Source organism: Bradyrhizobium sp. Kon56 (genome assembly GCF_055807635.1).
This window is the reverse complement of the sequence record NZ_JBVVOU010000001.1, coordinates 390194-405834: the sequence shown is the minus strand read 5'-3', so window position 1 is coordinate 405834 and position 15641 is coordinate 390194. Positions and strand designations below refer to the sequence as shown.

Annotated in this window: 14 protein-coding genes; 8 read left to right on the top strand and 6 right to left on the bottom strand. The window is 64.8% G+C overall.

Annotated elements, in window-relative coordinates; translation table 11 throughout:
- Window positions 1–13: 13 nt before the first annotated feature.
- Both AC0L3B_RS01770 and AC0L3B_RS01765 read right to left on the bottom strand, forming a co-directional pair.
- Window positions 14–709, bottom strand: coding sequence for a hypothetical protein (locus AC0L3B_RS01770; protein ID WP_473379946.1), 696 nt, complete (start codon window positions 707–709; stop codon window positions 14–16).
- Entirely contained in the window at window positions 706–1275 is a 570-nt protein-coding gene (locus AC0L3B_RS01765) for a sigma-70 family RNA polymerase sigma factor (protein WP_007593582.1), read from the bottom strand. Before AC0L3B_RS01765 ends, AC0L3B_RS01770 begins: the two co-directional genes overlap by 4 nt.
- A gap of 433 nt (window positions 1276–1708) precedes the next feature.
- Between AC0L3B_RS01765 and AC0L3B_RS01760 the strand changes: the two genes are divergently transcribed.
- Window positions 1709–2866 carry a GGDEF domain-containing protein gene (locus AC0L3B_RS01760; protein WP_018456889.1) on the top strand — a complete coding sequence of 386 codons (1158 nt, stop codon included), beginning with the start codon at window positions 1709–1711 and terminating at the stop codon, window positions 2864–2866.
- A 63-nt stretch (window positions 2867–2929) separates the two neighbouring features.
- Window positions 2930–4033 carry a DUF2336 domain-containing protein gene (locus AC0L3B_RS01755; RefSeq protein ID WP_026233261.1) on the top strand — a complete coding sequence of 368 codons (1104 nt, stop codon included), beginning with the start codon at window positions 2930–2932 and terminating at the stop codon, window positions 4031–4033.
- Between the two features lie 10 nt (window positions 4034–4043).
- Here the strand turns inward: AC0L3B_RS01755 and AC0L3B_RS01750 are convergent, their stop codons facing one another.
- The gene (locus AC0L3B_RS01750) at window positions 4044–4682 is read right to left on the bottom strand and encodes an NrsF family protein (RefSeq protein WP_018456891.1); all 639 of its coding nucleotides are present in this window, start codon (window positions 4680–4682) and stop codon (window positions 4044–4046) included.
- Between the two features lie 2 nt (window positions 4683–4684).
- Window positions 4685–5230: a sigma-70 family RNA polymerase sigma factor gene (locus AC0L3B_RS01745; RefSeq protein ID WP_085352255.1), complete on the bottom strand. Its 546-nt coding sequence runs from the start codon at window positions 5228–5230 to the stop codon at window positions 4685–4687.
- A gap of 293 nt (window positions 5231–5523) precedes the next feature.
- Between AC0L3B_RS01745 and AC0L3B_RS01740 the strand changes: the two genes are divergently transcribed.
- The 6 genes from AC0L3B_RS01740 to AC0L3B_RS01715 all read left to right on the top strand — a co-directional run bounded on the left by AC0L3B_RS01740 (window position 5524) and on the right by AC0L3B_RS01715 (window position 11154).
- Window positions 5524–6180, top strand: coding sequence for a hypothetical protein (locus tag AC0L3B_RS01740; RefSeq protein WP_018456893.1), 657 nt, complete (start codon window positions 5524–5526; stop codon window positions 6178–6180).
- Window positions 6181–6331: 151 nt separating this feature from the next.
- On the top strand, window positions 6332–7111 hold the full coding sequence (locus AC0L3B_RS01735; protein WP_018456894.1) for an enoyl-CoA hydratase: 780 nt from the start codon (window positions 6332–6334) through the stop codon (window positions 7109–7111).
- A 222-nt stretch (window positions 7112–7333) separates the two neighbouring features.
- Window positions 7334–8731 carry a TolC family outer membrane protein gene (locus AC0L3B_RS01730; protein ID WP_204510676.1) on the top strand — a complete coding sequence of 466 codons (1398 nt, stop codon included), beginning with the start codon at window positions 7334–7336 and terminating at the stop codon, window positions 8729–8731.
- 24 nt (window positions 8732–8755) lie between these two features.
- Window positions 8756–9313 (top strand): P-loop NTPase family protein, encoded by a 558-nt coding sequence (locus tag AC0L3B_RS01725; protein ID WP_018456896.1) that lies wholly within the window; start codon window positions 8756–8758, stop codon window positions 9311–9313.
- A 51-nt stretch (window positions 9314–9364) separates the two neighbouring features.
- Window positions 9365–10327: an amidohydrolase family protein gene (locus AC0L3B_RS01720; RefSeq protein ID WP_018456897.1), complete on the top strand. Its 963-nt coding sequence runs from the start codon at window positions 9365–9367 to the stop codon at window positions 10325–10327.
- Window positions 10328–10584: 257 nt separating this feature from the next.
- Window positions 10585–11154, top strand: a complete 570-nt coding sequence (locus tag AC0L3B_RS01715) for a LysE family translocator (RefSeq protein ID WP_231188709.1) — start codon at window positions 10585–10587, stop codon at window positions 11152–11154.
- A gap of 9 nt (window positions 11155–11163) precedes the next feature.
- Here the strand turns inward: AC0L3B_RS01715 and AC0L3B_RS01710 are convergent, their stop codons facing one another.
- Window positions 11164–14280 (bottom strand): efflux RND transporter permease subunit, encoded by a 3117-nt coding sequence (locus AC0L3B_RS01710; protein ID WP_018456899.1) that lies wholly within the window; start codon window positions 14278–14280, stop codon window positions 11164–11166.
- Between the two features lie 38 nt (window positions 14281–14318).
- Window positions 14319–15563 (bottom strand): efflux RND transporter periplasmic adaptor subunit, encoded by a 1245-nt coding sequence (locus tag AC0L3B_RS01705; protein ID WP_018456900.1) that lies wholly within the window; start codon window positions 15561–15563, stop codon window positions 14319–14321.
- Window positions 15564–15641 lie beyond the last annotated feature (78 nt).

Here is a 15641-nt window from a genome sequence, read left to right as displayed (position 1 = left end):
GCTTGGAAGCGCCTTACGGCGCCGCGACGGCGAGGTTGACGAACTTCTCGCGCTGCATCTTGCCAAGCAGCGAGTTGAGTTCGTCACGGCTCATCGCCTTGTCGAACTGGAGGCGGAACATGCCGCCCTTGGCATCACCGATGATCGAAGCCTGGTAGCCGTCGAGCAATGCGGTGATGTCGGTGACGCGCGCCTCGGGCGTGAAGCGTACCAGCGCGCGCGCTGGCGGGACGGTCGTGCCGAGGTCGCGTGTGATCGGAGCGCTGGTCGAAAGCGAAGCAGTCTGGAAGGTCGCAGTCTGGGTCTGCGTCAACACCGCGCCGATGATTCCGGCTTGCAGCACGAGGGCCATGGCGCCAAGGCTCGCCGACCAGGCGAGAGTGCGCGGCGACAGGCTCGCAAAGAAGGTGGCGATGCGCGCCGACAGCGGCAGCGAACCGGCCGCCCGCGCGGGCTCGGCGTCGATCGCCGCGAACAGCTTCTGCATCGCGCGCGCCGACGGAGCACCCAGGCTCTCGTTCAGATGAATGGTCTCTTCATACTCGCCGCGGATCGCGGCATATTGCTTCGCGAGCTCGGGATCGCGCGCTAGCGCCTCGTCGACGCGGCGCGCATCGCGCGGGTTCAGCGTGCCGGCGGCGTGCCACGGCAGCAGCAGTTCAATTTCACCGGGCTCTTGCTCCAGCATCTTCTTGCTCAAAGCCATCATGGCCAGCCTCGCTCAATGCCGGCTGCCTTCAGCAGTTCGGCCAATTTCTTGCGCGCATAGAACAAGCGCGTCTTCACAGTGTTCTCCGGGATGCCAACGATTTCGGCCACCTCTTCCACGGATTTCTCGTGGTAGTAGACGAGATCGACGATTTCCCGATGATCCGGCGAGAGGCCCGTCAGACACTCCCGCAACGCTTCACTGGTATCCTTCTTCTGCACCGCCGTTTCCGGATTGTCGGACGTGTCCTCGATCGCGTTCGCGGCGTCGTCGTCCAACTCAAAATCCTTCCTGCGCCGAAGCGCAGACAGGGCCTTGAATCGGGTAATGGCCAGCAGCCAGGTGGAAACGGCGGATCGGCCCTCGAACTTGCCGGCTTGACGCCAGACGTCGAGAAATACCTCACTGATGAGGTCTTCCGCCGCCTGCTCGTCCCGCACGAGCCGAAGGCCGAACCGATACACCCTTACATGGTGCCGCCCGTACAGCACCTGCATGGCGAGCCGGTCGCCTTGAGCGATCCTGGCGATCAGGATCTCGTCCGAAGCCGCTTGTGTCACGCTCAAAGGCCGTCTCGCAAGATTGGTCGGGTCGATGCGGCAGACGGTTCGACGGGAGGGGTAAAATTGTTCAGCCTACCGCAGTCATACGGGAGGCTGTGTGATCTACCCCACATACGCGAAATTTCCTTTTGCCACCCGCGGCTGGGCGCCGTGCTCAAGAACGGTAACATAGTAATGAAGCACTTTCCTGAGCAATGCCGTCCAGCATAGAGAAGCCGACGTGCATGGAACCTTAGCAGCCTAGCACGACATATGTCTTCCGAAGCCCTGCTTTGGCTCGACCGCGTCGCACACGACGCCTCACGGCCGGCAAATTCCTCGGCCGCTCGACGTCCCCGCTCCTGCGCTGCACAGCGTGGATTCGGTTTCGAAGGATACCAAACCTAAAGGCTTGCCACGTAGATTTTTGGGCTGACATCCACCATTGGGCGGGACCATGAGCACGGCTGCGACGTCCTTTCCCGAGAGGAATGCCGCTGAGGCCGCGGATCTCGCCCTGACGACCGCGGCTGCGGCACCCGAGGTCCTGGCGCGCCGGATCCGGCAGCGGCGCCAGATGTATGTCGGCCAGGTGGCGAGCTACTCGCTCGGCGCCTCCGTCCTGCTGCTCTACGCCTATGACGGCGTCATCTCCATGGGCGTTCCGTCACTGTTCTGGCTCGGCGGCCTTCTGACCATCGGAACCTTCACCGTGCTGTCGGAAGCGGGCTTCGGCGACCGGTTCGAGGATCATTACCTCACCGTCTTCCAGATCTCGGCGCATATGTCGCTGCAGCTGCTGTTCCTGCTCGCGGTGCCGACAGTCGGAGTTGCGTTCCTTGCCGTGCTGTTTCTGATCTTCGCCTTCGGCACGCTTCGTATGACATCGAGCCAGGCGATGCTCACCTGGGGCCTCGCCACTTGCGGGCTCGCCTTGGTCTTCCTCGCCTCGGACTTGCCAATCGGACTGCCGGTTACGACCCAGCTGCAACGGGCCGCCTCGATGCTGTGCTTCGTGCTGGTGATTGGCCAGTGCGCCTTCCTCGGCCTGTTCGGCGCCACGCTGCGCAAGATCCTGTACCGGCGCAGCATCGAGCTGAAGGCCGCCTATCAGCGCATCGAGGAGCTGGCGGAGCTCGACGAACTCACCGGCTCCTACAACCGCCGCTGCATCATGCGGCTTCTCGACGCCGAGATCGAAAAATCGCGGCAGACATCGACCCCTTGCGCGATCGCACTCATCGATCTCGACTGGTTCAAGCGCATCAACGACGCCCATGGCCATCCCGTCGGCGACGAGGTGCTGCGCACCTTCGCAATCACCATTTTCGCCAACATCCGCCCGGCCGACTGCTTCGGCCGCTACGGCGGCGAGGAATTCTTGCTGCTGCTGCCGGGGACGGACGGCGATGCGGCATCGCGCACGCTCGATCGGCTGCGCGGCATCGTCGCCGATCTGGACTGGAGCGCATTCTCCCCGGGCATGCGCGTGACCATTTCCGCGGGCGTCGTGACGCTGCGCGACAACGATACCGCCGACACGTTTCTCGTGCGCGCCGATAGCGCGCTCTATTCCGCCAAGGCACAGGGGCGCAACCGCATTGCAACCAGCTGATCAATCCATTTTCTCCCGGCGCGACCGAAGCCGCTGCCGGGCCGAACGCGCCAGGACAGGGCAATGAGATCTAAATCCGCCAAATCATCCGAGAATCTGCTCGAGGAATTGCAAACCGCGCTCTCGCACGGCACCGTCGCGCACCGGGTCGAGACGCTGCGCCGCGTCACAGATCTCTTCGTGGGCAACGCCTCGGACTATTCCGACGACCACGTTCGTGTGTTCGATGACGTGTTCCAATGCCTGATCGAGCAGATCGAGACGTCCGCCAAGGCGCTGCTCGCCGACCGCCTCGCACCGATCGCGGCTGCGCCGCCGAAGATCATCCGCACGCTCGCGCTCGACGAGGTGATTGAGGTTTCCGGCCCGGTGCTGTCGAAATCCGAACGGCTGGACGAGGAGATCCTGATCGAGATCGCGCGCACCAGGGGTCAAGCCCATCTCAAGGCGATCTCGCTACGGCGGGTGCTGTCGGAAGCGCTGACCGACGTGCTGGTGACCCGCGGCGACGAGGACGTGGTGCAATCGACCGTCAGCAATCCGGGTGCGCAACTGTCGGAGGGAAGTCTCGCCGACCTCGTGACCCGCGCCGAGCGTGACGACGACCTCGCCAGTTGCATCGGCCTGCGGCCCGACTTGCCCCGCCATCATTATTTGAAGCTGGTCGCAAAGGCCTCCTTGGCCGTGCGCAGGAAGCTGGAGGCCGCGCACCCCGAGTTCGCAGACGACGTGTCCAGCGTGGTCCAGGAAGCGGCCCAGCGAATCCGCGCCGCCAGCATGACCAGGCAGACCGAGAGGGCGCGCGCGCTGGTGAAGTCGCTGCATGAGGACGGCCGCCTCACCGAGCTCCAGGTCGCCACCTTCGCGGAGCAGGGCAAGTTCGACGAGACCAATGCGGGGCTCGCGGCGCTTGCGGGCGTCGCAGTCGAGACCGCCGAGACCATGATGATCGAAAGCCGGATCGAGGGCGTGATGATCCTCGCCAAGGTCGCGGCCATGCAATGGTCGAGCGTCCGCGCCATCATTGCCCTGCGCGAGAAGCTCTCAGGCGGCTCGCAGACCGACATGCTGACGCTACGCGACGCTTACGAGGCGCTGCGCAGCTCGACCGCGCAGCAGGTGCTGCGCTTCCACCGCATGCAGCAGGGCGCGACGCCGGCGGCGTGAAGCCGGCGAGCTAGTAGCGTAGGACCCTCGCCCCCACGAGCGCGCCAATTGCCGCCACCAACGCGGTGGCGAGCGTGTACCAGGTCGCGACGAACAGCGGCGAGTCGTCGGTGCAGTGTGAAGCGTACAGCGTCGCGGCGAGCCCGGCCGACACCAGGCCGGCGAGAGCCCCGGCGAGCGCCGGATGGGACGGCGCGCCGTGACGCAGGCCGAACAGGGCCCCAGCAAGCAGCGGCAGCGACATCGCAGGGATTGCGAACAGGCATACCCTGGAATTCTTGCCCACCAGTCGCATCGTCATCGGCATGGCCGGCGCCATCATCGCCTCGCTGCCGATCGCCACCGCGAGCAGCCCGACCGGCAGCAGCAGTAGCCAGCCCCAGCCACGCAGCAAGGCCTCGGGACGCGACAGATGCAGGCTGACGATGATCGCCGGGATCGCGAGCGACAGCGTGACCGCGAACTTCATGTCGAAGAACGGGTTGTGCATCGCGCTCATCACGTCGTGACGCACACCGAGAAAGGTGGCGAAGATCAGGATCGACAGCGGCGCAGCGACCAGCAGCGCCATGGTCAGCACCGCGCCGACGCGCGGCGGACGATGGGCGTTGTCGGCCGCGAGCGAGCGAATGAGTTGATCGGTGTCCATGACTACTGGTCCCGCAGTTTGGCAGTCAGCGCGGCAAGTCCGCGATGTAGCGCGACCCGCACCGCGCCCTCGCTCATCGAATATTTCACCGCCGTGTCCTTGATCGACGTGCTGTCGACCGCGATCGACTGCAACACGTCGCGCTGGCGCTGCGGCAGCGTATTGAGCTGGCTGGCGACTTCGCCGGCCGAGACCGTCTCCTGCGGCGCCTCGCCCGGCAGGGTCTCGGCGAAATCGTCGATGTTGACGAAGATCCGCCTGCCCCGTCGCCGCAGCATGTCGATCAGCTTGTTGCGGCCGATCGCAAACAGCCACGGGGCGAAGGGGGCTTCGCTGTCCCAAGTGTGCCGCTTCAGATGCACCGCCAACAAAATCTCCTGCACGATATCCTCGGCCTGGTCGGGAGGCTGCCCGGCCCGAGCCAGGCCGCGCCTCGCGGCAGCGCGCAGCACAGGCGTGACCGCCTTCAACAGGCGATGATACGCCGCGTCATCGCCTGCCATGGCCGACCGCATCAGGCCGGTCCACTCGTCCTCACGTCCGCGCACGCGCGCCCCTCACCATGCAATTCGGCCGCTCTTTCAGTTTGTTACGCTGGCATCAGCCAGATCACGAATTCGTGATCTTGCTTGGCCACGCGACCGATGCGGCCGTCAGGATCTGCGACGGCTCATAACACCGATCGGTCCAGTCCGCACCCCGCGGCCGGCTGCGAAGGCAGCGGTTTTGCCGCGCTTTTGCCCGGTGTGGCCCGAAGATTCCCATTTTCTGCCCCGCTGTGGTCACGCCCCAGGGTCTCTGTTCAGTCCCGGGACGGGCGGAATTTGGGGAGATCGTCAACATGATGAAAGCCAGCGGGCGCGCGGCCCTGATTCTCCTGGCCGGGCTTTTCTTGCTGTTCGGGGGCGTTGCACAGGCGGCGCCGAATTCAGCCGCAAGCAGCAAGTCGGACAGCGCGGGCAAACAGGCCGACACGGTCAAGCCGACCAAGCAGCGGCATCACACGTCGCGTCACCGCGACAACACCAAGACGGCAGAAAAATCCGACGACAAGGCCGACAAGAAGGACGCCGCGGCAACGGCCGATGAGACGAAGGCCGACAATCGTGACGCGCCGACCTCGAGCCAGATGCCGCCGGAAATCGCCAACGCCAACGCGCAACTCGCCGCCGCCGATACGCCGACCGCGGCTGCCGCTTCCGCAATGACGGGCCGGGCCAACGACAACGTCCAGGCCGCGGCCGATAATACCGCCGCCCCGAACGCCGAGAGCCAGGTCGTCGCACCCGATCAGCTCAACGACATCGACCGCGCCCTGCAACAGGACAACACGCCGGCGCAGAGGGCGGTGATCGACGCGCAGCCGCGTCCGGCGCCGGTGATGGCAAGCAGCCAGCAGAGCTCGGCCTGGGACCAGAGCTCCCTGATCGGAAAAATCTTCATCGGCGTCGGCACGCTGCTGACGCTGGCCTCCGCCGCGCGTATGTTCATGGCGTGATTTTGGCCTGATCGCCGGCCCGCGGGACCTGGTCCGGAACGCGCATCTGGCCGCGTGTTCCGGCCGTCCTCGCGCCGATGGCTTTGCGGCCTCTTGAAGCCCACCGCGCGAGCGGGCACATTGCCCGCTCAACCAAAAGCGTGGGTGGAGCATGAGCACGTTCGAACACATCATCGTCGAAAGCAAAGGCGCGGTCGGCATCATCAAGCTGAACCGGCCGAAGCTGCTCAACGCACTCTCCTTCGGCGTCTTCCGCGAGATCGCCGCGGCCGTCGACGATCTCGAAGCCGATAACGCCATCGGCTGCATCGTCGTGACCGGCAGCGAGAAGGCGTTTGCTGCCGGCGCCGACATCAAGGAGATGCAGCCGAAAGGCTTCATCGACATGTTCTCGGAGGATTTTGCCGCGATCGGCGGCGATCGGGTCGCGCGCTGCCGCAAGCCGACGATCGCCGCGGTCGCAGGCTATGCGCTCGGCGGCGGCTGCGAGCTCGCGATGATGTGCGACTTCATCATCGCCGCCGACACCGCCAAATTTGGTCAACCCGAAATCACGCTCGGCACCATCCCCGGCATCGGCGGCACCCAGCGCCTGACCCGTGCGATCGGCAAGTCCAAGGCGATGGACCTTTGCCTCACCGGCCGCATGATGGATGCGGCCGAAGCCGAGCGCAGCGGCCTGGTCAGCCGCATCGTTCCCGCCGACAAGCTGATGGACGAGGTGATGGCCGCGGCCGAGAAGATCGCCGCGATGTCGCGGCCCGCGGTCGCGATGGCCAAGGAAGCGGTCAACCGCGCCTTCGAGACCACGCTCGCCGAGGGCATGAGCGTCGAGCGCAACCTGTTCCACTCGACCTTCGCACTGGAGGACCGCTCCGAGGGCATGGCGGCGTTCATCGAGAAGCGGAAGCCGGTGAACAAGAACAGGTAAAGGCAGGCGAGCGGTCAGCCTGGTGTAAGGCTCTGCCGCTTTCCCGCAGAATCCCTGTGACGTGCCTGCAACAAGCACGGAATACATGGGGGTTTCCCCCGCGGCAGTTTGCCTGCGGGACCTCGGCTGGTTAAACAGCTAAGAGAGCCGCCGTCGGCGGGGGCGGACAGCCGGGATTTGCGGGATTACATGATTGGGCGTGCCGCCAGAGCTGGTCGCGTGATGACGCGGCATCGATCGGGCGTGGCTCCTGTGCTCGCGACATGGACCACGCTGGCGCTGTGTTGCGCCCTGCCCTCGGCCGCACGGGCGGAAGCGCTGCCGGAGGCGCTCGCCAAGGCCTACCAGACCAATCCGCAACTCAATGCCGAGCGTGCGCGGCAGCGCGCCACCGACGAGAACGTGCCGCAGGCGCTCGCCGGCTACCGGCCACAGATCGTGGCAAGCCTCAGCGCCGGGTTGCAGTCGGTGCGCAACCTGCTGCCCGACAACACCATCCAGACCGCCAATCTGAAGCCATGGATCATCGGCGTCACCGTGTCGCAGACCCTGTTCAACGGTTTCCGCACCGCCAACAACGTGCGCGCCGCCGAACTCCAGGTGCAGTCTGGCCGCGAGGCGCTGCGCAACGTCGGCCAGGGTGTGCTGCTCGACGCGGTCACCGCCTACACCAATGTCCTCGCCAACCAGTCGCTGGTCGAGGCGCAGCGCTCCAACGTCGCCTTCCTGCGCGAAACGCTCTCGGTCACCCAGCGGCGCCTCAACGCCGGCGACGTCACGCCGACCGACAGCGCCCAGGCCGAGGCGCGGCTCAACCGCGGGCTTTCCGATCTCAACGCCGCGGAAGTCGCGCTGGCGGTGAGCCAGGCGATCTACGCGCAGGTGATCGGCAATGCGCCGTCGCAGCTTCGGGCCGCCGAAGTCGTCGACCGCTATCTGCCGAAGAGCCGCGAAGACGCGCTGACGATGGCGATCCGCCAGCACCCAGCGGTGATGGCGGCGGGCTTCGACGTCGATGTCGCCTCCACCAACATCCGCGTCGCCGAAGGCGCGCTGCTGCCGAGCGCCAGCGTCCAGGGCAGCGCCAGCAAGAGCCGCAACAACGACCCGACGCTCGGCACCTTCGCCGAAGATCAGGCCTCGATCGTCGCCAATGTCACCGTGCCGATCTACGACGGCGGCCAGGCCGCCGCACAGACCCGGCAGGCCAAGGAAATCAGGGCGCAGAGCCGGCTCGTGCTCGATCAGGTGCGCAACCAGGCGCGCACGGCGGCGGTCAGCGCCTGGGTTGCCAATGAAGGCGCCAAGATCGCGGTCTCGGCTTCGGAGTCCGAAGTGAAGGCGGCGACCGTCGCGCTCCAGGGCGTGCAGCGCGAGGCCGCCGGCGGACAGCGCACGACGGTGGATGTGCTGAACTCGCAGGCCGATCTGATCCAGGCCAAGGCCCGCCTGATCGGCGCCAATCGCGACCGCGTGATCGCTTCCTACACGCTGCTCAGCGCCGTCGGCCATCTCGACGTCAAGACCTTGAGCCTGAACACGCCGGACTATCTGCCCGAGGTGCACTACCAGCAGGTCCGCGACGCCTGGCACGGCCTGCGCACGCCATCGGGGCAGTAGTTTCAATCGTCTGGCTTGGTGCCGATGAAAAGCCGCCGCATCCATCTGATGGGAGCCTCCGGCTCCGGCGTGACGACGATCGGCCGCGCGCTCGCGAGCCGGCTTGCGCTGCCGCATCACGACAGCGATGATTATTTCTGGCTGCCGACGGCGCCGCCCTACCAGACCACGCGCCCCGCTGCCGAGCGTCTGCGCCTGATGCGCGAGATGTTTCTGCCGCGGCTCGATTGGGTGCTGAGCGGAACGGTCACCGGCTGGGGCGACGAGTTCATCCCATTCTTCGATCTCGTCGTCTTTGTGACGACGCCGCGCGAGCTTCGCTTGCAGCGCCTGCGTGACCGCGAGGCTACGCATTTCGGAGCGGATGCCGTCGCACAGGGCGGCTGGCGTCATGAGGAGGCGGAGTCGTTCGTCGACTGGGCCTCGCACTACGAAGCCGGCGATCGCGAGGGTCGCAGTCTCGCAAGAGATGAGGCGTGGCTCGCGAAGCTGCCCTGCCCGGTCGTGCGCGTCGACGGCTCACGCCTGCTTGCGGACCTCGTCGAGCAGCTATGCAGCGAAGCGCAGCGGCTGCCGGGCTGATGTGATACTGTCACGATGCCACTGCCAAATAATAATACAGGGAGAGAAACCATGCTCAGCCGACGCAGCGTCCTGCTTGCCTCCCTTGCCGCCGGAGTTGCCATGTCGAACAAAGCCCACGCACGTGCCGCGCAGCCCGCCACTCCGGTCAATTTCGACGTCCCGGCCCATGCCTGCGACTGTCACACCCACATCCATGGCGATGTCGAAAAATTTCCGTTCTTCGCGGGCCGCGTCTACACGCCGGAACCGGCTTCGCCGGAGGAGATGGCCGCGCTGCACAAGGCGCTGCATATCGAGCGCGTGGTGATCGTGACGCCGAGCGTCTACGGCACCGACAACTCGTCGACGCTGTTCGGCATGAAAGCGCGTGGCGCGGCCGCGCGCGGGGTGGCCGTGATCGACGACAAAACGACCGAGGCCCAGCTTGACACGATGCAGGCAGACGGCTTTCGCGGTGTCCGCCTCAATCTCGCGACCGGCGGCGTCAACGACCCCAATGTCGGCCGGCCGCGCTTCACCGCCGCAGTCGAGCGCATGAAGGCGCGCGGTTGGCACGTGCAGCTCTACACGACGCTTCCCATGATCTCGGCGATCAAGGACCTCGTCGAGACGGCGCCAGTACCCGTTGTATTCGACCATTTCGGCGGCCTTGAGGCCTCGCTTGGGCTGGAGCAGCCGGGATTTTCCGACCTGGTCGCGCTGGTGAAATCCGGCAAGGCCTATGTCAAGATTTCCGGCGCCTATCGCTCCTCGAAGCTCGCGCCCGATTATCAGGACATGGTGCCCTATGCCCGCGCACTGATCGCGGCGAATGCGGACCGCATCGTCTGGGGCACGGACTGGCCGCATCCGGATTCGAGCCGTGTCGAGGGACGCAAAGCCACCGACATCGCGCCGCTCTACCAGATCGACGACGGCCGCCTGCTCAACCAGCTTCCGGTGTGGGCGCCGGATGCAGATGTGCGCAAGAAGATCCTGGTCGACAACCCGGCGCAACTCTACGGGTTCTGAGTCGCGCCAAGCGCAATTCGGTTCAACGACCGCGACACGGTTCCACAATGAGGCGTGGAACTGTTGTCGCGAAGGCACAAACTCGTTGGACTCACACGAACGTGTTTGTGCTCTCGTCCGTTTCTCACCCTTCTGGTTGAGGCGGCGATTCTTTTTCGGGGCTACGCACACGCACAGATTTCATTTGTTCGTGCGGGTGCATGCCTTTATCGCATTATCTTGCCGCGCTTTTTTCCGGCATTGGAATTGGTTTCACCGTGGCCGCCCCCATCGGACCGATGGGCATGCTGTGCATACAGCGCACATTGGCATCCGGCATGGCCACGGGCCTCGCAACCGGCTTCGGCGCCGCGACCGTGCATCTCACCTACAGCGCTCTCGCGGTTTTAGGACTGGGCTCGCTGGCACAGCCCCGGGTCGAGGCCAATGCCGCCGGCTTCGGCACCGTCTCGGCGCTCACGCTGCTGTGGTTCGCGATCCGGACCCATCGCGGCTCGGTCGCGCTCCAGACGACCGACGTCGTCGACAACGTGCATCTGGCGCGGGCCTATCTCAGCGCCATCGCGCTTGGGTTCACCAATCCGCTGACCGTCATCCTGTTTCTGGCTGCGCTGCACGCCTTTTCAATGCAGACCGCGGCAGCCCCGCTGATCGCCGGTGTCTTCGTCGGTTCCGCGATCTGGTGGACCGTGCTCAGCACGATCGTGGCAATGGCGCGGTCACGGCTGACGCCGCGCATGCTGTCGATGAGCAGTCGGTTGGCCAGCTTGATGCTGCTGGGCCTCGGCACCATGATGCTGGTGCGGATCGCGCAGCGGATGCTGTGATTGGCGGCGTCAGCGTGCGCGGCGGGAGAAGAAGGAGATCAACACCGGCAGCGTCACCAGGATCACGATAGGGGCGAGCATCATGCCTGTCACCACGACGACCGCAAGCGGCTTCTGCACCTGCGAGCCGATGCCTTCCGACAGCGCGGCCGGCAACAGGCCGATGCCGGCGACGACGCAGGTCATCAGCACCGGCCGAAGCTGCAATTCGCCGGTGCGTATCACCGCGGTCATGCGGTCCATGCCCTCTTCGATGAGTTGGTTGAACTGCGACAGGATGATGATGCCGTCCATCACGGCGATGCCGAACAGCGCGATGAAGCCGATCGCCGCCGAGACACTGAAGGCGGTACCTGTGATCAAGAGACCGAGCACGCCGCCGAAGATGGCCATCGGAATCACGCTCATGGCGAGCAGCGTGTCGGTCATCGAGCCGAAATTGAACCAGAGCAGGACGCCGATCAGCGCCAGCGAGATCGGCACCACGATCGACAATCGCCGGATCGCGTCCTGGAGATTGCCGAATTCGCCGACCCAGTCCATGTGCGCGCCGGGCGGCAGTTGCACCTGAGCGGCGATCTTCTGCTGCGCCTCGCGGATGGCGCTGCCGAGGTCGCGTTCACGTACCGAGAACTTGATCGGCAGATAGCGCTCCTGCTGCTCGCGATAAATGTAGGCCGCACCCGAGACGAGGCTGATGGTGGCGACCTCGCTCAGGGGGATCTGCGTGACGGTGCCGTTCGGTCCGGGCGCACCGATCCGCAAATTCTGGATCGCCTCGGCGCTCCTGCGGAATTCCGGCGCAAGACGAACGATGATCGGGAAGTGGCGGTCGCTTCCTGCCTCGTAGATGTCACCGGCGGTGTCGCCGCCGATCGCGACCTTGATGGTGGCGTTGATGTCGCCCGGCGCGAGGCCATAGCGCGCGGCCTTGGCACGGTTGATATCGATCTGGATGGTCGGCTGCCCCAGTGAGGTGAACACGGCAAGGTCGGTGACGCCCTGCACGGTTGATAGCACCGACTTGATCTTGTTGGCGGTGTCGGTCAGCGCCTGGAGATCGCTGCCGAACAGCTTGATCGAGTTCTCGCCCTTCACGCCGGAAACGGCTTCGGAGACATTGTCCTGGAGATATTGCGAGAAGTTGAACTCGACGCCGGGGAAGCGATCGTCAAGCTGCTTGAGCAGTTGCGCGGTCAACTCTTCCTTGTCGCGGGTGCCGGGCCATTGGCTGGCGGGCTTGAGGGGCGCGAAGAACTCGGCGTTGAAGAAGCCGGCGGCGTCGGTGCCGTCATCGGGGCGGCCGTGCTGCGACACCACGGATTCCACTTCAGGCCGCGCGCGGATCACCTTGCGCATTTCGTTGACGTAGGAGTTGCCTTCCTGAAGCGAGATGGTCGGCGGCAGCGTGGCGCGGATCCAGAGATTGCCCTCCTCCAGCTTCGGCAGGAATTCGAGGCCAAGCAAGCGGCTGAGCGCAACCGTCATCAGTACGAGGCCGAACGCGCCACCAAGCATGATGCCGCGGTTGGCGACCGCCCAATGCAGCACCGGCATGTAGATCCGATGCAGGATCAGCATCACCCTGGTCTCGGTCTCATGAACATGCGCCGGCAGAATGATCGCCGACAGCGCAGGAGTGACGGTGAACGTCGCAAGCAGACCGCCGGCCAGCGCGTAGGCATAGGTCCGGGCCATCGGTCCGAAGATGTTGCCCTCGACGCCGGAGAGCGTGAACAGCGGCAGGAAGGCCGCGATGATGATGGCCGCGGCGAAGAAGATCGAACGAGAGACATCGGCCGCCGCGCTGAGAATGGCGTGGCTTTTCATGCCGAACAGCGTCTCGGACGACATCTGCTCGGATTCCGACATCGGCGTCGTCTGCGTCAGGCGCCGGAAGATCGCCTCCACCATGATGACGGTGGCATCGACGATCAGGCCGAAATCGATCGCGCCGACCGACAACAGGTTCGCCGATTCCCCCCGTAGCACCAGGATGATCACCGCGAAGAACAGCGCGAACGGAATGGTGGCGCCGACGATCAGCGCACTGCGGAGATCGCCGAGGAATATCCACTGCAGCAACACGATCAGCAGAATTCCGATCACCATGTTGTGGAGCACAGTGTGGGTCGTGAGGTCGATCAGGTCGCCGCGGTCATAGATGCGCTCGATGCGCACGCCGGGCGGCAGGATGCTGGAGTCGTTGATGGTTTGAACGAGTTGGTGGACGCGCTTGATGGTTGGCGAGCTCTGCTCGCCGCGGCGCATCAGGACGATGCCTTGCACGATGTCGTCGGACTCATCGAGGCCGGCGATGCCGAGACGGGGCTTCTGGCCGACGGTGACGGTGGCGACGTCCTTGACCAGCACCGGATTGCCGTTGGTCTGCGAGACCATGGTGTTGGCGAGGTCGTCGATCGAGCGGATCAGGCCGACGCCGCGCACCACGGCCGATTGCTGACCGATATTGACGGTGTTGCCGCCGACATTGACGTTGGAATTGCCGACCGCCTGGAGCAATTGCGGCAGCGTCAGGCCGTTGGCGACCAGCTTGTTGAAGTCGACCTGGAGCTCGTAGGTCTTGCTCTTGCCGCCCCATCCGGTGACGTCGATCACGCCGGGCACGGCACGGAAGCGCCGCTGGAGGATCCAGTCCTGGATGGTCTTGAGGTCGAGCACGCTGTAGTTCGGCGGGCCGACGAGACGGTAGCGGAAGATTTCGCCAATTGGGCTGAGCGGCGAGATCTGCGGCTGCACATTGCCGGGCAGCGGCGCGAGCTGCGCCAGGCGGTTCAACACCTGCTGCAATGCCTCGTCATAGGTGTAAGCGAACGAGAACTGCAGTTTGACGTCGGAGAGGCCGTAGAGCGAGATGGTGCGAATGGTCGTCACGTTCTTCAGACCCGCGACCTGGGTCTCGATCGGAATCGTGATGTAGCGCTCGATCTCCTCCGCCGACAGGCCCGGGCTCTGCGTCACGATGTCGACCATCGGCGGGGTCGGATCCGGATAAGCCTCGATGTTGAGCTGGTTGAACGCAATCAGGCCGCCGATGAGCACGGCGACGAACATCCCGACCATCAGGAAGCGCCGGTTGACGGCAAGGGCGACGAGGCGATCCATTCAGGTCTTCAGCTTGTCTTTTTTTCCCGGCCCGTCGATCAGCTGCCGGACGCCGCGCGGTCGATGAACAGGCTGCCTTTGGTGACCACCTGCTCGCCGGGCTTCAGATTGCTGGTGACCTCGACGAGATTGCCATTGATGAGACCGATCTTGATCTCCCGCAGCTCGACCGACTTGTCCTCGCGTGCCACCCAGAGCCGGACCTTGTCGGCTTCGTAGATCAAGGCCTGCTTCGGTACCGCCGGCGCGGCGCGGTCGCCGGACGAATAGATCGTTACGTTGGCGAACATCTCCGGCTTCAGCAGACCGTCCTTGTTGTCGATGGTGGCGCGGACCAGCAGGCGACGGGTGTTCGGATCGATCGCGGCGGCGACGTAGTTGACCTTGGCGGTCAAGGGACGGCCCGGGAGCGCCATCACGTTGACGGTGATGTCCTGCCCGATGCACACGGCAGCCGCATCGCTCTCGCGCACGAAGGCGGTGAGCCAGACCGTGGAGAGGTCGCCGACGACGAAGACCGGATCGCTGGCGCCCGAATTGACGTACTGGCCGGGGCCAATTTTACGCTGCACGACCGTGCCTGCGATTGGCGAATAGATCGTGACTTCCGGATTGATGACGCCCTTGTCCTGGAACGCCTTGATGGTCTCGTCGGTGAAGCCGAGGATCCGCAGCTTGTTGCGCGCGGCTTCCAGCGCTGTCGCCGAGGAGCGCATGTCGTTCAGCGCTTGAACCTGGGTCGCTTCCGCCTGCTGATAGTCCTTCAGTGGGATGGCATGGCCCTCGTAGAGGTCCTTGGCGCGCTTGAACTGGATATCGGCAAGATCGATCGCCGACTTGGCCTTGTTCTGCGAGCTCATCGCCGCAATGAAATCGTTCTGGGCCTGCACGGTGTCGGCGGCCTCGATCGTGAACAGCGGTTGGCCTTGCTTCAGCACCTCGCCTGGCTTGGCGAGCAGCTTGGTCACCCGGCCTGCATAGGGTGAAAACACCGGCGTCGAACGGTCCTCGTCGACTGCGACCTTGCCCTCGGTGACATACTCGGCGCGGAAGGTCTTGGCCTTGACCGGCTCGATCGTCAGCGTCGCCCATTCGGACGGCGTCGGCGTGAAGTTCTGCGCATTTCTGCGCGATTGGCTGGAGATCTCGGAGTGGCTCTTCTCCTTGGCTCCCGCATAGAGGAAGCCGTAGGCCCCGGCACCGGCAAGAGCTAGTAAAACTACGGATGTAATTACCCGTTGTTTTGTAAGCACCTGCAAACGCTTGGTATTTTCAACTACCATGGGGCCCGGTCATGTCTGCGATGATACCAGCGGATGCCAGCGTCATCGGTCGCGCTAATAGTGCCGAATTGTGATTTC